Origin of the sequence: Stappia sp. TSB10P1A (assembly GCF_900185725.1) — a bacterium.
Lineage (GTDB): Bacteria > Pseudomonadota > Alphaproteobacteria > Rhizobiales > Stappiaceae > Stappia.
In genome coordinates this window covers 131,570-149,266 of record NZ_FYAU01000014.1, presented here as the reverse complement: position 1 = coordinate 149,266, position 17,697 = coordinate 131,570, and the positions used below count along the sequence as shown (strand labels likewise).

Below are 17,697 nucleotides of genomic sequence, written 5' to 3'. Positions count from 1 at the left end.
CGAACCCCCGACCGCATGGGAGACCGTCAACCCGACGCCGCACCCGCTCACCCCCCCTTGCCAACCGCCGGAGAGAGACAGATGAACCAGATCGACTACCTGATGGACATGCGAGCCGAGAAGATCAACTCCGCCTTCTATCTCTACGACAACGAGAAGATCGAGGAGAACTTCGCCCGCTTCGAGAGCGTTCTTTATCCGCATACCAGCGTCTTCTTCGCCTCGATGGCGAATGACAACCCGGTGCTGCTCGGCAAGATCCGCGAGCGGGGCATGGGCCTGTTCGTCAATTCGCTGAAGCACCTGCGGCTGGCGGAGGCCTGCGGCTTCCCGTCCGAGCGGATCATCTTCGCCAGCACCGGCCTGACCAGCGCGATGATGCGGCATCTGGTGGCGCGCGGGATCCGGCTGCATCTGGATTCGCTGACCCAGATCGGCCAGTTCGGCAAGCTCGGCCTCAAGACCGAGGTGGGCCTGCGGCTGAACACGTCCGAACGCTCGCGCATCAGCCCGTTCACCGGCAATGACAGCCGCATCGGCATCCAGGACCACGAGCTGGACGCGGCGCTCGAGGCCTGCCGCAGCCTCGGCCTCGCCGCCACCGGCAGCCATGTCTATATCGGCACGGACATCGTCAGCGTCGACGAGATGGTCGCCGGCATCGAGCGCGCGCTGGAACTCTCCGACCGCTTCCCCGACCTTGCCTATGTCGATGTCGGCGGCGGCTTTCCGCTCGACGAGACGCGCTTCGACTTCGACGACTACAACGCCCGCATCACCGCGCTGATGTCCGACTTCTCCCGGCGGCGCGGCCGGCCGATCCGGCTGGTGATCGAGCCCGGCCGGGCGATGTTCGGCAATGCCGCGCGCTTCTATGCCCAGGTCACCGACGTCAAGCGGCGCGAGGGCCATTACTTCGTCTGCGTCGACGCCAGCGCGTCGATGATCCCGAGGGCGATGTTCTACGAGGACTACAACCCGGTCCGGGTGATGACCAACGGCAAGGGGGCGCGGCCGGACTTCGACCAGCCGGTCGATATCGTCGGCAACACCACCTATTCCCGCGACTTCCTGGCCCGGCGCCAGACGATCCCGCAGGTCGAGATCGGCGACTGGATCGAATTCTCGCAGGCCGGCTCCTACTGCTACTCGATGATCACCCGCTTCCTCGGGCAGACCTTTCCGCCCGAGTATCTCGCCGAGGGCTCCGGCGCGCTGACCCTGATCCGGCCGGGCGACCTTGCCGAGGAGGCGGTCCAGTGAGCGCGCGAGCCGGGATCGCCGTCGCCGGCCCGCCCGCCGCGACGAGGCCGGTGCGCTGGCCGCAGGAATGGACCTTCGAGGCGGTCGCTCCGGGAGAGGCGCATTGCCACGAGATCGTCGAGCGGCAGGTGCTCGCCGGCGAGGGCGGCCAGCGCATCGAGGTGGTGCGCACCCGCGCCTTCGGGCGCGGCCTGCTGCTCGACGGCCGCATCCAGCACCTGGAGGGCGACGAATACATCTATAGCGAGGCGATCGTGCATCCCGCCGCGCTGGCCCTCGGCGCGGACTGCCGCCGGGTGCTGGTGGTCGGCGGGGGACCGGGCGGCGCGGTGCGCGAGGCGTTGAAGCACCGGGGGGTCGAGGAGGTCGTCCAGGTGGAGATCGACGCCCGCATGGCGGCGCTCACCCTCAGCCATTTCAGCCATATCTCGCAAGGCTTCCACGACGACCCGCGCTATCGCCTGGTGATCGCCGACATTCGCGACCACCTGGCCTCGGCACCGGCGCCCTACGACCTCGTCATCCATGACGTGAGCGAACCGCTGCCGGGCTCGCCGGCGGAATTCCTGTTCGCCCCCGCGCATTTCGCGGCACTGGCGAGGGTGGTGTCGCCGACCGGCGCCTTCGTCACCTGGGCGGGAGCCGCCGGTCCTTGCGCGGGCGCGGACGCGGCGATGATCCATGCGCTGACGGCCGGCCACTTCGCCCATGCCGAGGCGCTGGTCTGCCACGCCCAGTCCTATGGCACGTCCTGGCTGTTTTCCGTCGGCGCCCACCGGGATCTCGATCTCGCGGGACGGCCGGCGAGCCTTGTCGACCGTCTCGTCGCGACCCGGCTGGACGGGCCGCTCACCTATTACGACGGCACCACCCATCGCCACATGGTGTCGCTGCCGAAGGACCTGCGCGCGCGCCTGGCCGGCCGCCGCAGCGCGCCCGCCCGCCAGCCAATGGAGGACCGCAGATGACCGCCGAACAGTCCCGCACCGCCGCACCGACACAGGCAAAGGCACCGGCACCGGCACCGGAGGACTTTGCCGCCGTGCAGGCCCTGTACGACCAGACGATGGCCGACAATGCGCAGGTGCACGATCTGATCTACCCAAAGGTGTTCGGAGCCGACCAGTATATCGGCCAGTTCAGCGACAACAGCGCCGACGAATTGCGGCTGATGGCGGCCCTGATGCAGGTGCCGGCCGGCGCCAGGGTGCTGGACCTTGGCTGCGGCCGCGGCCTCGTCGCGGCGTTCCTGGCCCGCGAGATGGGCTGGACCGTCACCGGCATCGACCTGTCGCTGGCCTCGCTGGCCGCCGGGCGGAAGGCCGGCCACGGGGTGGAACTGATCGCCGGCAATGTCTACGAGCACGCCTTTGCCGAGCGGTTCGACGGCATCTACAGCACCGGGGCCGCCTGCCATTTCGACGCCGCCCGGCTGTTCGCCCGCGCAAGGTCGCTGCTGGTGCCCGGCGGGCGGCTCGCGATCTTCGAGCGGGTGCGCCTCGGCGACATCGACGCCGCCGACTGGCGCAAGCTCACCACCGACTGGACCTGCCCGCATGTCTACACCGCCGCCGAATATGGCGAGTTGCTGACCGTCGCGGGGTTTCGCGTCCGGCATGTGCTCGACACGACGGAGCGGTTCCGCACCTGGCAGGCGCGCTCCGTCGAGGTGCGCCGGGAGTTGCGGCGGGAGATTGTCGCAGCCACCTCGCAAGAGTATTTCGAGACCTCGCTGGCGCTTGCCGCCTATGAGGCCGACGTCTCACGCAAGGGGCTGCTCGGCTATGCGGCGGTGATCGCGGAGGCGCTGCCGTGACGCCGCCCCTCCACCATCCGCTGCTGGAGGCGGGCGACACCCGCCTGCTGACGGTCGACGCGGTGCTGGCACAGGGCGATACCGGGCTGACCCGCTACCGCATCGTCCGCTTCGCCGCCTATGGACGGGCGCTGCTGATCGACGGGCTGATCCAGTCCTGCGAGTTCGACGAGGCTCTCTATCACGAGATGCTGATGTCGCCGGCCGTCGCCCTGCATGGGCATCCGCGCCGGATCGTCGTCATCGGCGGCGCCAATGGCGGCATCGTCAACCGCCTGCAGCACCTGCCGTCGCTGCGCGGGCTCCACCATGTCGACCTCGACCCGACGCTGGCCGGGCTCTGCCGCTATCACCTGCCGCACCTGCAGCCGCAGGAGCCGTTTTCCTTCGACTACCGGCTGGAGTTCGAGGATCCCCGCGCCTGGCTGGCGCGAAAGCGCGGCGATCTCGGCGGCTGGGCGGATCTCGTGCTGCTCGACCTGCCCGATGCGGCCGACACGTCCTATGCGGCGGGCGTCTTCGACATGGAGGCGCTGGCGGCGGCGGCCGACCTGCTTGCCCCCGGCGGGCTGCTCGTCACCCATGTCGGGCACTGCCATCCGGCGGCGATCTCGTTTCAGGCCGAGACGGTGGCGCGCCTGCGGCGCCTGTTCGCCGATGTCGTCGTCTACGAGCACCCGATCCCGAGCCTCGCGGTCGCCTGGGGCTTTGCCATCGCCAGCCGCGACCGCAGCCTCAACCGTTTCGCCAGAGCCGCGATGGCGCGGCGCATCGCCGCCCTGCCCGCCGCGATGCGCCGCCACTACGACGCGGAAACCCATCTGGCGCTGCTGCACCGCCCGGCCATCGTGCGGGCGGCGCTCGACGCGGCAACCCCCATCCCCGTCCCCACTCACCCCACCTTCATGGAGACGACGACATGACGCTGTTTCCCCAGATCGAGATCGAAGCCGGATCGGACCGGCTGGCGGCATGGGAGCGCGAGGCGGCCCTGCGGCTGCTGGAGCGGCTGCAGATGCCGACCAACTTTCCCTGCTTCTTCTCGCAGAACGCCTGCCGGCGCGGCCGCATCCTCTTCGCATTCGTCGGCGGGCTGGAGGCCGAGGACCTTGCCCGCGGCAGCGCGGCGCTGTCCGCCTATGTCGAGCGGTCGCGGAGCTGGGACGGAGACATCGCCACCGCCGAGCCGCTGGCGATGATCTTCCACCCCGAAACCGTCGCGGCCGACAGTGTCGAGGCCTATCACGAGATCGGCTGGCGGGTACTGCAGGCCTGGCACGACCGGGACGGCACCCCCTGGCCGAGCGAGGTCTCGCGCCTGCCCTCGAGCCCGTTCTGGACCATGTGCTTTGCCGGACTGCAGCTCTTCGTCAACATGAGCAACCCCGCCCACCGCATCCGCCGCAGCCGCAATCTCGGACCGTCGCTCGCCTTCATCATCAATCCGCGCGAACGTTTCGACATCGTCGCCGGCGACAATCCGCGCGGCCATGCGGTACGCGAGCGGCTGCGCCGCCGCATCCATGCCTATGACGGGCTGCCGCACAGCCCGGCGCTCGGCAGCTACGAGGCCGGCGATATCGAGTGGTGGCAATACGGGCTTGCGGAAACCAACGCGCTGCCGGCCGGCACCTGCCCGTTCAAGATGAGGTCCGAGCCATGACCCGGATGCATGAGCCGCAGGACGGGGAGACGCTGTCCCTGGCGGTCTGCGAGCTGCCCGACGGCCTCAGCCCCGGCGATGCCGCCTGGCGGGACCTACTTGACGGCGTCGCGCGGACACGGCCGCAGGCGCTGCTGCTGAACGAACTGCCCTTCGGCCGCTGGCCGGCGGCGAGCGCGGCGTTCGAGCTCGGCCGCGCCGGCAGGACCGCCGCCGCCCATGCGGCCGGCATCGCCGCGCTGGATGTCCTCCCGCCCCTCGCCCTGTTCGGGTCGACCGCGCTTCCCGCCGGCAGCAAGCTGATCAACGAGGGTTTCGTCCGGCTGGAGCGGCGCTATCACGCGCTGCATCACAAGCTCTGCCTGCCGGAAGAGCCGGGGTTCCACGAAGACACCTGGTTTTGCCCCGGCAGCCGCACCTTCGGCACCTTCGATCACGGCGGCTTCCGCTTCGCCTTCGCCATCTGCTCGGAGCTGATGGTGCCGGAGGTGCCGCGCATGCTGGCCCGCCTCGGCGCGGATGTGCTGCTGGTGCCGAGGGCCAGCACCGCCGAGGGGTTCGACCGCTGGCTGACGGTGGCGCGGGCGACCGCGCTGGTGACCGGGTGCTATGTCGCCAGCTCCAACCGCGCCGGCGGCGGGGAGCCCGCTTTCGGCGGCGGCGGCTTCGTCATCGATCCGGGCGGCGAGTTGCTGGCGCTGACGGACCCGGCGCGGCCGCTGGCGGCGGTGAGGCTGTCGAGGGCGGCGCTCGCCCGGGCAAGGGCGGCCTATCCGATGACCATCCGCACGCATCTCGTCCTCACGCCGCCACGCCCCGCGTAAGGGCCGCACCGGCGCCGCCTACGGGGCAACAAGCTCAGGGGGCAAGCTCGAGGCGCATGATCGGCCGCGTCGGCGAGCGGCGCGCCACCTCCCGGAAGCCGGCGCGCAGGAAGGTCTCGTGAAACCCCGTCCAGGCATAGGAGACGGGATAGGAGGACTTGTCCGGCGCGACGGGATAGCCCTCGAGGCACGCGGCGCCGTGGCTGCGCGCCAGATCGGCCGCGGCCCGGAGCAAGGGCCCGGAAATCCCCTTCCGGCGATGGCCGCGCGCGACATACAGGCAGGACACCGACCAGACCGGCCGCCCGTCGACCGGCTTCAGCACCCGCGAGGACGACAGGCGCACAAACGCCTGGCGCGGGGCGACCGAGACCCAGCCGACCGGCAGGTCGCCGTCATAGGCGAGCACGCCCGGCGGAGGGCCGGCGCGCACGACGTCCTCCATCGCCGCGCGGTTGGCCCCGCCGCGGCCCTCGTCATAGGCCGCCTTGCCGAGCCGCCAGAGCATGCACCAGCAGCCGCCATAGCCGCCCTTCGGCCCCATCAGCCGCTCGAAGTCGCCGAACCGGTCGGGGGTCAGCGGGTGCGTCTCGACGGCCGGGAGGTTCACGGCAGGATCCCGGTCGGCTTGCCGTCGATGCTGAGGACGTTCTTGCGCCGCCAATAGGCCTCGACGCCCTCCGGCCCCATGTCGGCATAGAACGGCACCAGCTCCTCCTCGCCGCGCTGGCGTTCCAGGGTCATGACCGGAACGCCGGAGCCGCAGGAGGTCTGGACCATGTCGATCGCCAGGTCGAAGATCTGCCGCGTGCCGGCCATCGGGCGGAACATCCCGGCGAGCGCGTCGAAGCCCGCGTCGCGTGGATGCAGCACCTGTGCCCGGCCATAGACCCGCAGGATGCGCGCCTCGCCGGTGAAGGCGCAGAACATCAGCGTCATGCGATCCGCTTCGCGAAGATGAGCGGCCGTCTCGTTGCCGCTTCCCGAGAGATTGAGCCACACGATCCGGTCGTCGGCGAGGATGCGCAAGGTATCGAGGCCCTTCGGCGAAATGTTGACCCGCCCTTCCGGCGCGGCGGTGCCGACAAAGAACAGGTCGGATCCTTCGATGAAGCTCCGCAACGTCTGATTCAGCTTTTCAGCAACAGCCATGTCGCACACACGTCCTTTCGATCCGGAACCCGGAATGGATACCATGGGTTGCAGGAGACGGTCGAGCCGTCACAACTTCGGAGGGTGCCGCCAACGGCATCCGCGCCTTACGAGGGCGCAGGCGCCGCGACCACCGGCGACGACCTGGCCCGCAGGTAGGCCGCAACCTTGCTCCGCCGGTCGAGATGCAGCCTGCCGAGGATCGCATGCACGTGGTTCTTGACCGTGGCGGGGCTGATGTTCAGCTTGTTGGCGATCTCCTTGTTGGTCAGTCCGCGCTCCAGCAGATGGGCGATCTCGGTCTGGCGCCTCGTCAGATCGAGGCCGAGGGCGGGACAGGCCGCATCCGCCTGCGAATGATCGACGACCAGATGGAAGTTCAGGGTGATGCGATCGTCAAGGCAGGGTCGGTCGTCGACGTCGTAGCCGTGCTCGCCATGCCGACAGGCTGTCTTCATGCCTTCAATGAGGGCGAGGAGACTGGAACTGCTTATGCCGAGACCGCCCTGCGACAGTTCCGCCAGTTCCAGGACCACGTTGAATTTTGCAGGCTCCGTCATGCCAGGCACCCTCAAAATATTTGCGCTGTCGAATTAAAAAATAAGCAAATCAATAAAGACAAATAAATAGACCGCATTTCCCATTTTCAGGTTCATATCAAGCTTCAACAAATGCGTTTCATAAATATATTACAAAATACAACAATCATATTTTTATATAAACAGAACATTACGCGACGATAGACCAATGTATTCCACATAAATACGCGAAACGGCTACGTCCAAAACAAGGTATTTCCGCAGGAAACGGCGAGCGGCCGGGGCAGCCGTCGACCGACAATGACGGCTGGAGGCTTGAGGGGCGCTCTTTTTAGTTGAGGGGCGACGGTCCACATCTTTCGGATGCAGAGGCACTGCTTCGCCCCAAGCGGCGGGCCGGGGGCGGGGCGGGGCGCCCAACCGCTTAGGTCCCGAAGACGATCGACCGGATCAAGGGCCTGTTGCAGGGCGGCCCGGAGGCGATCCGCAAGGGTCGCCGCGCGGGGTCGCGGGCACCAGAACGGTTTCGTCGAAGGAGGCGTCGTCCGGCGTCTCGACATAGCCGACCGAGTGGACGGTGACGTGCGGATCGGCAAATGCGATCAGGCGCGGGACGCCCCAGTCCGTGCGGGCATGGCCGTGGCCGGCGATCACCACCACCGGCGGACCATGCGTCGCCAAGGCCGAGAGCGCCGAGAGCGCCAGCGCCGCGTCGCGCAGGCGCTGCGCCTCGACGAAGCCGCGCAGCAGCACCGGCGGCAGCGCGCCGCAATGGGTCCGCGCCTTCAGCGCCTCGCGCGCGCCCTGCTCGTCCGGCGGCAGCGCAAGGTCGAGGCCGAAGCGGGCGCCGTCCGCCCCGAACACCACCCCGAACACCCTGTTCGCGCCGAGGAACATCGCCTTGCGGGCGTCCTCGCGCGTCACCGCCATGCCGAGGATCGCCGCCTCGCGCGCGGCGAGAAACACCGGCGCGTAGAGCTCGAACGGCGGCCAGCGCGTCTCGTGCCAGCGCGCGGCCTCGGCGATCGCCGCCGGATCGGCCCGGTCGGCGGCCATGACGCGCTCGGCCGCCTGCGGCGTCAGCATCTCGAACACCACCGCGGCCGGGCGAAGCGCCTCGATGCGGCGGGCCTGCGCCAGATGGGTCGCGCGGTTGTCGTGCACCTCGCCGAGGATGACGATGTCGGCGGACGCGGAGCGGGCCGGCAGGGGCTGGGCGAGCGCCAGGAGAAGACCGGCGGCAAGGCACCGCGCCGCGCCTACCATGTCAGGCTCGCCTCCAGATGCAGCTCGGCCGCATGCGTGCCGCCGCCGGCACGGGCGAGCCGGTCGGCCGGGCCGGGAAGCACCTCCTGGAACATGACGGTGCGGCTTTCGCGCAGGATCCGGCGCAACAGGGCGACGCAGACCGGGTTGGCGATGTCGATCCATTGCGGCTTGCGGTGGCGGTTGGCCATCGAGTTGCTGGCATGCCAGTCCATGCCCGGCTTGCGGGCGACGAAGACCTGCGCCGGCATGCCGCGGGCGCGGAAATAGCGGGCGAGCGCCGCCATGGCGCCGACCGTCGGCAGATGCGCCTCGCCCTCCCCGCGCCAGACCGCGTCCAGCAGATCCTGCGAGGTCTCGTACCAGGTCTCGCGGAAGAGCACGCAGTCGCCATGATATTCGCGCGGCCGGTGGCGCGCGGGCAGCGTCTCGTCGCCGACGAAGCCCTTGTCGAGGCCGGGCCGCATGACCGCGACGGGGGCGGTCAGATGGATCAGCCAGTGGTGCAGGCCCCAGGCCGGCGACGGCAGCACGCTGCCGAGATTGACGAAGCGCAGCAGCCCTCCCTCGCCGTCTTCCACTTGCAGGCGCCGCCCGCCCGGCGCCAGCGACACCCGGCAATCCGCCGGCGACAGCAGCGGCACCGCCGCGCCGGGCGGCGCGAAGCCGGCAAGGTAGCGGTCGACGAGGCCGCGATGGCGCTGCAGGCTGCTCACCTCGCTGCCGCGCGACAGGCCGACGAACCGTTCGCCCGTCAGCGCGCTCTGCCGCGCCAGCCAGCCGCGCAGATGGCCGCGCATCGCCTCCGCTTCCTCGCCCTCGCCCTGGGTGTAGCGGGCGAGCAGCCAGACCGGCTCGTCGAACGTGCCGTTGAGCACCAGCCGCAGCGCGCCGTCCTCGCGGAACGGCTGGACATGGGCGCAGAAGGGATGATGGCCGCTGCCGGGGCCGAGCCCTTCGGCGGCAAGGCGGCGGGCCAGCGCCGGATCGCAGAGGCGGGCAAGAAGCTGCGGCCCGACCTGCTGGATCTCCTCGGCAAAGCGCGACAGCAGCATCGCCCCGCCGCCGGGCGGGGCGAGCGCCTGGAACAGGTCGCGCAGCAGCCGGTGCTCGGGCGAGGGCATCGACAGGTCCGCCACCGCCCGGCAGACCCGGTCGCGGAGGCCGGCAAGGTCGTAGTCCGGTTGGTCGTGCAGCCGGACCCAGCAGTCGCGATGCAGCCTCGGCGCGTCCTGCAGCAGCGGATCGGCGGCAAGACGGGCCAGCAGCGCCGGAGCGGGGGCTCGGCCAAGCGCCGCCTCCGCCGTGCCGGGCGTCGCCGGAGAGCGCCGCACCAGCCCCCGGTCGACGAGGCCGTGCACGAGATCGCCAGCTTGCGCCTCGGCGATGCCATGCGCCCGGCATGCCGCCGTCAGCTCGGCCAGGGAGAAGCTGCGCCCGGCAAGGGCGCGAAACACCCGGTCGATCGGCGGGCGCAGGCGAAAGCTGCGGTGCCGGGCGGTCTGCCACAGGGCGCCGCGCGTCAGGCCGAGGCTGGTCAGCTCCGCGTCCAGCCGGTCGCCATCCGGGGACAGGGCGCCGGCGAGTTCGAACCGCTCGCCTTGGCCGAGCGCATCGGCATGATTGTGCCGCAGCACGGCGATCCATTCCTGCGACAGGCTGTCCCGGCTCGAAAGGTCGAAGCGCAGGGGCGACCGCGTCCGCGCCCGGCCCTCACCGCCGCAGATGCCGATGCCCATGTAGCGCTGGTACGGGCTGGTCTTGTGGGCAACGCGGGCAAGATAGCGAAAGAGCCGCATCGCCGCGCGGAACCGGCGGCCGGGCTTCTCGGTCGGGTTGCCGAGCGTGGCGGCGAGCCGGGCAAGCCGCTCGCGCACCTCGTCCAGCACCCAGAGCGTGCGCGCGTCCAGCGCGAGAGCGCGCAGCGCCTCGAAGATCCGCTCAAGTTCGCAAGGCCAGAGGCCGGCAAGGCCGGCGGAAGGCGGCGCATCGTCCTTGCCCGCCTCGGCAAGTGCCCGGCGGAAGGCGGGCGAGACGAGGTCCTCGAGGATTTCGGCCGGCAGCGGCGCCAGCCGCAGCACCAGCATGTCGGCGGAGGCAGCGCGCGGCCCCGTCCATCCTGCGGCGACGGCGGTCTCTGTCCGTGGCTCGGCGAGCCCCGTCATGTGGCGATCGCCTCGACCCAGCGCCCGGACGGGGCGGGGCGGCGCTCGCTCAACTCCCCGGCCCGCCCGTTCACCACATGGCCGCCCTGCATCTCGACGACGAAGTCCCCCAGTTCGGCGATATCGGGATCGTGGGTGACCAGCACGACGGTGGTGCCGCGCGCCCGGCAGGCCAGCAGCGCCTCCAGCACGCCGGCGCTGCTGTCGCGGTCGAGATTGCCGGTCGGCTCGTCCGCCAGGATCAGGTCGGAGCGCATCGCCAGCGCCCGGGCGATGGCAACCCGCTGGCGCTGGCCGCCCGAAAGCTGGAAGGGGAAATGCTGCGCGCGAAAGCCGAGGCCCATCTCCTCCAGCGCCTGCTCCGCCCGCGCCCGGCATTCGCGCGCCGGCAGCGACATGTAGCGGGCCGGCAGCGCCACGTTCTCCAGAACCGAGATCTCCTCGATCAGGTTCAGCGACTGGAAGACGAAGGACACCCGCTCCCGGCGCAGCACCAGCCGGCGGCGGCGGCCGAGGCGCGAGACCGGCGCGCCGTCGAAGCGCACCTCGCCCTCGTCGGGCGCCTCCAGCAGGCCCATGATCGCCAGCATCGTCGTCTTGCCGCAGCCGGACGGACCGATCACCGTGGTGAGCTGACCCGAAGGGATCTCCAGCGACAACCCGTTCAGCGCCGTGGTCTCGACATTGCGGCTGCGGAAACGCCTGGTAACCCCATGGAGCTCGATCTGCATGGCCGTCCTGCTCACTCGATCCTGAGATAATCGGCCTCGGCAAGGCCGAGATAGGAGGAGACGACGACCGCGCTGCCCGGCGCGGGGCCGGTCTTCAGCGCGACCTCGTCGCGGGTGGTGGCGAGGATCTCGACGGGCACCCGCGTCGCCCGGCCGCTCGCCTCGTCCAGCACGAAGACCCAGTTGCCGCCGGTCTGGGCGAGGAAGCCGCCATTGGCGAGGATCAGCACGTCCTCGGCAAGCGCGCGGGTGCGGATCTGGATGTCGAGGCGCTGGCCGTGGACGAGCCCGTCCGGCGGCGCGTCGACGAAATCCATCTCCAGCGTGATCTTGCCGTCGATCACCTCCGGCAGGATCCGCCGCACCCTGAGCCCCCGCCAGCCGCCCCCGCCGTCGCGCCAGCTCGCCTCGTCGCCGATCGACAGGCGGTCGAGATAGATCTCGTCGACCTCCGCCTCGATGATCGGCGTGCCGAGCTCGAACAGGGTGACGAGGTTGGCGCCGCGCTCCACCACCTCGCCGCGCTTGACGCTGAAGTCGGAGAGCGTGCCGTCCATGGTGGCGCGGATGTTCAGCGCGTCGAGCGAGGCGCGCGCCGTCTCCAGATTGCGCATCAGGTTGCCGGACAGGGTCCTTGCCTGCTGCGCCTGGTCGCCCTGCCACTGGATCCGCGACTTCAGCATGCCCACGCGCATTTCCAGAACGGCACCCAGATGGGTTTGCTGGCGCATCAGCGCGTCGACCTCGAAGGGCTTGTCGTGGCCCCGCGTCAGCAGTTGGCGGCGGCGCTCGAGCTGGATGCGGAGCTCGGCGATCTCGTTGGTCAGCCGCAGCACTTCCAGCTCGTCCTCCTGGCGGCCGCGCTCCAGGCTCTGCTCGCGCTGGGTCAGCGCGTTGAGCTGTTCGGCGACCTGCACCTCGAGCGTGAAGAAGCTCATCTCCGTCTCCGGATTGGAGAGTTCGAACAGCAGCTTGCCGGCGCTGACCCGGTCGCCCGGCTTGACATGGACGGCATCGACACGGCCCGAAATGCTGTTCTGCAACGCGACGGAGGTGCGCGGCTTGACCTGGCCGGTGGCATGCAGCACCGGCTGGAAGGGACCGAGGCGGACCCGGTCGAGAACCACATCCGCGCGCGCCACCTGGATCACCCGGTCGTCGGACCAGTCGAACCGCGTCGCCGCCAGCACGATCACCGCGGCGCAGAGCGCGGCCAGGCCGGTCCAGGCGGCGGCGCCCTTCCACACGGGCCGTTTCAACGGCCGGTCCATCGCCTCCAGCCGCTGCTGGGCGGCCGCCGGCGCACCGCCCTCGGCTCCAGGGCGGCGCCCGGCCCCGGCTCCCGGCCCGGGCCGCACGACAGGATGTGGACGCGGCGCCTCGTGCAGGGTCATCGCACCTCCAGCAGGAGTTCGCTGCCGGGGATCGCCTGCGCGCCGAGCGAGGCCCGCCCCGCATCGGAGCGGAAGACGATGTGAAAGGCGCCCTCGCCGCCGGCCTCGATCCGGCGGGCGATCTCCGCGCCGCGCTCGGGATGGTCCGGCGAGACGAGGCGCAGGACCATGCCGCTGAGCGTATAGACGCGCTCGCCCTTCTCGTTACCCTGCTCCTCGCTTGCGACCAGGGCCAGTTCGGCGAGGTGCCGCTCGCTCGCCGCGAGGTCACGGACGCCGAACCAGACCTCGGACAGACCATCGGCGCCGTTGCCGTGCTCCTGCCACTTGCGGTCGTCATATTCGGGATAGCCGGCCCGCACCGCCGCGATGCCCGCGTTGTCGCGCTGCGCGAAGCTGAAGTTCCACAAGGGAAAGTCGAAGGAACGGATGAAGAGCAGGTCGAACATCTTCGGGTAGCTCGTCTCGCCGCCCGCATGCAGCGGAATGATGTCGGTGGTCGGCACGCCGCTCGCGGCCAGCGCCATCATCGCGGCGCCGATGTCGCGCACATAGAGCGCCAGCGCGACGGTGCGCGCGCCGCTCATCTCCAGCCGCTCGTAGAACGGGCGGCGGCTGAAGAACTCGACGCTCTGCCCGGAGGACAGCATCACCATGACGCTCTCTTCGCCGCTGGCGCGCGCGCCGATCTCCCAGGGGGTGAAGCCCATCTCCTCGCGCAGCCAGCGGCTGGTCGCGGCCACGTCCTCCACCGCGATGCGAACGAAACCGAGGGTCTCGACATTCTCCCGCGCGCCGGCGACCGGCCCGGCGGAGGGGCCGCTGAGGCCCGGCGGGACGACCGCGTGCTGCGCCGCGGCCGGCGGCACGGCAAGGAGCAGGCCGAGCAGGACGGAAACGAGAGCTTTCATCGCAGGATCCTTGAAAGAGCGGCAAGACACAGGAGCGCCGGCAGCAGCGCCAGCACCGCGAGATAGAGGCGGGCGAACCGCATCAGGCCGGGCGGACCGGCGAGCCGGCCCCGCTGCAGGCGGCAGGGACCGTAATCGGGGTCGGCACGGGTGGCGCGGCAGGCGCCGACCAGATCGCTGCGGCCGAAGGGCGTGAGATTGGCCAGCAGCAAGGCGGTGCCGGCGAGCGCGAGCGCCTGCAGCGGGGCGACCGGCGCGGCCCCGACCCACAGCAGCAGCACCGCAAGCGCGGTCAGCAGCAGGTCGCAGAACGGTCCGGCGAGATGCACCAGCGCGTGGTCGCGCGGCGCCAGACCCCAGGCCTCGCGCAGGTCGAGCCAGGGCATCGGCAGGCCGGCGCGCCCGCGATGGACGCCGATGGCCGAGGGCCTGACGGCGAAGAGGCGCGCGACCAGAAGATGCGCCGCCTCGTGCGCCAGAACGAGGCACGGCACGGCGAGCGCCAGCCAGCCGAGCGTTGCCAGCGAGAGCGGCAAGCCGGCCTCCATCGGTGCTGCGACTTGGGCAATGAGGAAGCCGGCACACAGGAGGATGGCAGCCAGCGCCAGGACGCTGCCGGCGACGAGCAGCACGGCGCCGCTGCGGCGGGGCGGGCGGCACTCCGGCAGGCCCGCCAGCGCATGGCGGGCGATCAGCGCCTCGGCGGCGGAGAGCAGCGCCCCCGCCGAAGGCTCGCCCGCCGCCGCCAGATCCGCCAGCACCGCGCCGCGATCGCGCCCGCCGAGCAGCGCCAGCACGGCGCGCGACAGCGGGCCGCCGACCCTGAGATAGGGCGCGGTGCCGCGCGGGATGAGGAAGAGACGGCCGCCGGCCGCCAGCAGCATCGGGGCGGCCTCCATCATGCCGGGTGCGGCGGGCCGGCTCATGAGCGCGCCCCCTCCCCGACCGCCAGCCCGGCAATCGGCGCGATCCGCCAGCTTTCGCCCGGCAGGCAGGCATTCAGCCCCTCGTTGAAGACGCCGCCGAGCAGCGTGCCCTGCAGCCCCCGTGCGCAGGCGCCGAGCCAGGCGAGATGCAGCCCGGCGCCGAGCGCCTGCAGCGCGTAGCGATAGCCCGGCGCGCCAGTGCCCCGCGCCAGCGGCGCCATCTCCAGCCCGGCGACCAGCAGGGCCGGAGCCATGTCGGGCACGGACTGCCAGAAGACGCGGGTGTCGCCGATGCCGGGCGACCAGCGCGGCTGGCCGTCGCAGCCCTCCACCACCAGGCCGCGGGCACGGTCGACCGCGACGAAGCGCAGATGGGGCGCAAGGCTCGGCGCATGGCGAGCGGCGCCGGCCCGCGCCTCGGCGAGAAGCGCAAGGATCGTCTCCGGCGACAGGGGCGCGGGCGGCAGCAGGCGCACCGCCCGGCGCGCGCGCAGCACCTCGCCCATGCGCGCCAGATCCCCCAGCGAGGGCTGCGGCTCGGCCGGCGCGGGGAGCTGGCGATCCCGCAGCGGTGCCTTGCCGAGCGCGACGATCCAGTGCGGCAGGCGCGGTTCGTGAAGGGCCTGCGGGTCGTCCAGCGGGTCGTGCTCCGGCTCGTGCGGCGGGTCGGCACTGTCGTCCGGGGCCGCGAGGCAGAGCGACAGCATGTGGCGGTCGTCGAGGAAAGGGAGCGGCAGGCGGCGCTCGATGGCACCCATGTCGAGGTCGCTGCGCACGACAAGGTCGAGGCCGAGCCGCGCTGCCGTCTCCATCAGCACGGCACTGGAGACGCCGGCGTCGAGGCCGCAGATCTTGTAGGCCGCGTCCTGGTACTTGCGCGCCACCCGCCGCAGCCGCGAGACGACAAGGAAGGCAGGGCCGTTGTCCGGCAGGCCGGTTTCGGCGCCCACCAGCGGCGCGCCAACACGCTCAAGCAGATGATCGGCGTCGCGATAGCGATAGAGGCCCGCCGGAAGGTCGGTGTCCTGCGGCAGGTTGACGATGAGCGCGGCCGAGCGCAGATCGCCGCCGGACGGCGTGAGGCGCCGGCCCTCGTCCTCGCCGAAGGCCCATCCGCACAGCAGCGACAGGCGAGAAGCCATGGTCGCCGCAGTGCCGGGATCGGCTCCGGGATCGGCATCGGGATCAGCGGTGGGCAAGGCCAGCGTCGGCACGCCGTGGAAGGCCGGCGCCGGGCCGGCCGCCAGCTTCCGGTTCTTGCTGGCATAATGCATCAGATAGGTGCGCGGGCTGAGGTGCCGGCTGAACAGCTCCTCGATGCCCGACTGGGCGGCGGCCACCAGCATCGCCGGGTCGGGCAGGTCCGCCGACGCCGCGACATAGGGCGAGACGAGAGCGATCTCGCGGGTGATTGGTGCACCCGGCGCGCGGCGCGCGAACACTTCGACGCTGTTGAACTTGCGGCCGCGCTCCAGGCCGCAGGCAAGGCGGAACAGCCGCGCGGCGGAAAGGCTGGCACGCAGACCCTCCAGCACCGGCGCGGACCGGTCATGGCTTGGCGTCTCCAGCCAGGGACCGGCAAGCCAGCCGGCGACGGTCGCCGCCGCCTCGGCCGGCACCAGCGGCCCGAGCCGGAAGCTCTCAGGCCCACCGCCGGCGAACAGCACCAGCGTGCCCGGTTGCAGGGGCAAGGGCGACAGGGGCTCCGGCGACGGGCACAGATCCGCCGGATCGCCATACAGCACCAGGGCGACATCCGGCGCGCCGGCATGGGCGAGGCGCAGGCCGGCGGCGCGGATCGCCGCTTCCGCTTCGCCGCGAAGGGAGGCCGGGCCAAGGACGCGCACCCGGAACCGGTCGACCGCCGCGCGCAAGGCGGCGCGCGAGCGGTGGACGCTGTCGGCGGCGACGACCTGCTCCCAGAACCGCTCGGTCTCCGCCTCGCGCAGCGGCACGCCGTCCGCCGCATCCGGCACGCCGTCCTGCATCAGCCCGCGCCGGTCCAGCAGGGTCACCAGTTCGTCGACATTGCGCAGCGCCTCCCCGGCGCCGCCGAAGTCGGGGGCAAGAGCCTCCGCGATCTCGCTAGGTGCCCGCGTGCCGTCGCACAGGCCGAGCAGCCGCCTGACCAGCGCGTGCGGAACGGTGCTGCGCAGGACCTCGCGCCGGCCGCCGCACAGGATCGCCAGCCGCGACGGCCCGAACGGCAGGACCGGAACGCTTGGGGGAAAATACGGCCTTTGCAGCGACAGCCGCAGCAGTTCGGGATCATGCGCCCGCTGGGCGGCGAGTTCGCGGGCATGGGCGCGCTCGACTACTACCATGCCGGCGCCTCCCGGGTCTCCGGTTCGGGCGCGGCGTCCTCCGCGGCGGGCAGGCCGAGCATCGCGGCAAGATGGCGGGTGGTGCGCCGGCCGCCGGGGACAGTGCCGCGACAGCGGCAGCCATGCAGCGCCAGCAGGTGCCCCTCTTCCAGGAAGCTGCCGTCAGTGAGGAAGCGCAGGAAGCGCCCGTCGCTCTCCTCCAGCGGGCGGCGCAGCCGCGCGGCAAGGGCGCTGGCGGCCAGCGCCGGCAGATAGGGCGGAAAGCCCGGCCGCGCCTCCGGCAGGCGCGCCAGACAGGTGCGGCTCAGCTTGTCGAGCCGGCCGGCGTCGTCCTGGCTCGACACGGCAAGGCGGCGGCGGGCGAAACACTCCGGACAGCCCGGCCGGCCTGCGCGGAACTGCGGCCCGATGGTCAGCCCGTCGTCCAGGAGGCCGATCAGATGCAGCCGGCAGCCGCTGCCGACGAGCCGGTCCCACAGCCGCGTCAGGACCTCCGGCCGGTCGACGTCGAGGATCACCAAGGTGTCGGCGGCCGGCAGCCCCGAGAGGGCTTCGACCGGGTCGGCCGCGCCGTCGAGATCGACGGCCGCGGCAATCGCCACCCCTTCCGCGCGCAGCGCCTCGAGTACCCGGCGCCCGAAGGCGCCGGAGATGACGCATTGCAGGACCGGCGCGGCGGCCGGGGCGGAGATCGGGGAGGCGGGCGCCAGGAAATCGGCCATC

The 17,697-nt window shown here is 71.3% G+C and carries 17 protein-coding genes; 6 read left to right on the top strand and 11 right to left on the bottom strand.

Translation table 11 applies throughout. From position 1 onward, the window contains the following. Positions 1–81: 81 nt before the first annotated feature. The 6 genes from TSB10P1A_RS04265 to TSB10P1A_RS04240 are packed head-to-tail and all read left to right on the top strand — an operon-like array spanning position 82 to position 5,566. Positions 82–1,263: a hypothetical protein gene (locus TSB10P1A_RS04265; RefSeq protein WP_186386652.1), complete on the top strand. Its 1,182-nt coding sequence runs from the start codon at positions 82–84 to the stop codon at positions 1,261–1,263. After that, positions 1,260–2,231 carry a hypothetical protein gene (locus TSB10P1A_RS04260; RefSeq protein ID WP_186386651.1) on the top strand — a complete coding sequence of 324 codons (972 nt, stop codon included), beginning with the start codon at positions 1,260–1,262 and terminating at the stop codon, positions 2,229–2,231. Before TSB10P1A_RS04265 ends, TSB10P1A_RS04260 begins: the two co-directional genes overlap by 4 nt. Further along, positions 2,228–3,079, top strand: a complete 852-nt coding sequence (locus TSB10P1A_RS04255; RefSeq protein ID WP_186386650.1) for a class I SAM-dependent methyltransferase — start codon at positions 2,228–2,230, stop codon at positions 3,077–3,079. The genes TSB10P1A_RS04260 and TSB10P1A_RS04255 overlap by 4 nt, the downstream gene beginning before the upstream one ends. Further along, the gene (locus TSB10P1A_RS04250) at positions 3,076–4,002 is read left to right on the top strand and encodes a spermidine synthase (RefSeq protein ID WP_186386649.1); all 927 of its coding nucleotides are present in this window, start codon (positions 3,076–3,078) and stop codon (positions 4,000–4,002) included. The genes TSB10P1A_RS04255 and TSB10P1A_RS04250 overlap by 4 nt, the downstream gene beginning before the upstream one ends. Next, on the top strand, positions 3,999–4,742 hold the full coding sequence (locus TSB10P1A_RS04245) for a YqcI/YcgG family protein (protein WP_186386648.1): 744 nt from the start codon (positions 3,999–4,001) through the stop codon (positions 4,740–4,742). Before TSB10P1A_RS04250 ends, TSB10P1A_RS04245 begins: the two co-directional genes overlap by 4 nt. Beyond that, positions 4,739–5,566, top strand: a complete 828-nt coding sequence (locus TSB10P1A_RS04240; protein WP_186386647.1) for a carbon-nitrogen hydrolase family protein — start codon at positions 4,739–4,741, stop codon at positions 5,564–5,566. The genes TSB10P1A_RS04245 and TSB10P1A_RS04240 overlap by 4 nt, the downstream gene beginning before the upstream one ends. Before the next feature lie 34 nt (positions 5,567–5,600). On the opposite strand, the gene TSB10P1A_RS04235 is transcribed toward TSB10P1A_RS04240, so the two are convergent. From TSB10P1A_RS04235 to TSB10P1A_RS04185, 11 genes are all read right to left on the bottom strand, one after another. Beyond that, positions 5,601–6,176, bottom strand: coding sequence for a GNAT family N-acetyltransferase (locus TSB10P1A_RS04235; protein WP_244292974.1), 576 nt, complete (start codon positions 6,174–6,176; stop codon positions 5,601–5,603). After that, positions 6,173–6,718: a pyridoxamine 5'-phosphate oxidase family protein gene (locus tag TSB10P1A_RS04230; protein WP_186386646.1), complete on the bottom strand. Its 546-nt coding sequence runs from the start codon at positions 6,716–6,718 to the stop codon at positions 6,173–6,175. The genes TSB10P1A_RS04235 and TSB10P1A_RS04230 overlap by 4 nt, the downstream gene beginning before the upstream one ends. 107 nt (positions 6,719–6,825) lie before the next feature. Further along, positions 6,826–7,278: a response regulator transcription factor gene (locus TSB10P1A_RS04225; RefSeq protein WP_186386645.1), complete on the bottom strand. Its 453-nt coding sequence runs from the start codon at positions 7,276–7,278 to the stop codon at positions 6,826–6,828. 429 nt (positions 7,279–7,707) lie between these two features. Beyond that, a complete protein-coding gene (locus tag TSB10P1A_RS04220) occupies positions 7,708–8,523 on the bottom strand; it encodes a ChaN family lipoprotein (RefSeq protein ID WP_186386644.1) in 816 nt (271 codons plus the stop codon). Next, entirely contained in the window at positions 8,517–10,688 is a 2,172-nt protein-coding gene (locus tag TSB10P1A_RS04215; RefSeq protein ID WP_186386643.1) for a hypothetical protein, read from the bottom strand. Before TSB10P1A_RS04215 ends, TSB10P1A_RS04220 begins: the two co-directional genes overlap by 7 nt. After that, positions 10,685–11,419 (bottom strand): ABC transporter ATP-binding protein, encoded by a 735-nt coding sequence (locus TSB10P1A_RS04210; RefSeq protein ID WP_186386642.1) that lies wholly within the window; start codon positions 11,417–11,419, stop codon positions 10,685–10,687. The genes TSB10P1A_RS04215 and TSB10P1A_RS04210 overlap by 4 nt, the downstream gene beginning before the upstream one ends. An 11-nt stretch (positions 11,420–11,430) precedes the next feature. Further along, the gene (locus TSB10P1A_RS04205; protein WP_186386641.1) at positions 11,431–12,813 is read right to left on the bottom strand and encodes an efflux RND transporter periplasmic adaptor subunit; all 1,383 of its coding nucleotides are present in this window, start codon (positions 12,811–12,813) and stop codon (positions 11,431–11,433) included. After that, positions 12,810–13,724: a VOC family protein gene (locus TSB10P1A_RS04200; protein WP_186386640.1), complete on the bottom strand. Its 915-nt coding sequence runs from the start codon at positions 13,722–13,724 to the stop codon at positions 12,810–12,812. The genes TSB10P1A_RS04205 and TSB10P1A_RS04200 overlap by 4 nt, the downstream gene beginning before the upstream one ends. Next, positions 13,721–14,650: a hypothetical protein gene (locus tag TSB10P1A_RS04195; protein ID WP_186386639.1), complete on the bottom strand. Its 930-nt coding sequence runs from the start codon at positions 14,648–14,650 to the stop codon at positions 13,721–13,723. Before TSB10P1A_RS04195 ends, TSB10P1A_RS04200 begins: the two co-directional genes overlap by 4 nt. Beyond that, positions 14,647–16,974, bottom strand: coding sequence for a nitroreductase family protein (locus tag TSB10P1A_RS04190; RefSeq protein WP_186386638.1), 2,328 nt, complete (start codon positions 16,972–16,974; stop codon positions 14,647–14,649). The genes TSB10P1A_RS04195 and TSB10P1A_RS04190 overlap by 4 nt, the downstream gene beginning before the upstream one ends. Beyond that, complete coding sequence (locus TSB10P1A_RS04185) at positions 16,968–17,696, bottom strand: hypothetical protein (RefSeq protein WP_186386637.1); 729 nt, start codon at positions 17,694–17,696, stop codon at positions 16,968–16,970. The genes TSB10P1A_RS04190 and TSB10P1A_RS04185 overlap by 7 nt, the downstream gene beginning before the upstream one ends. Position 17,697 lies beyond the last annotated feature (1 nt).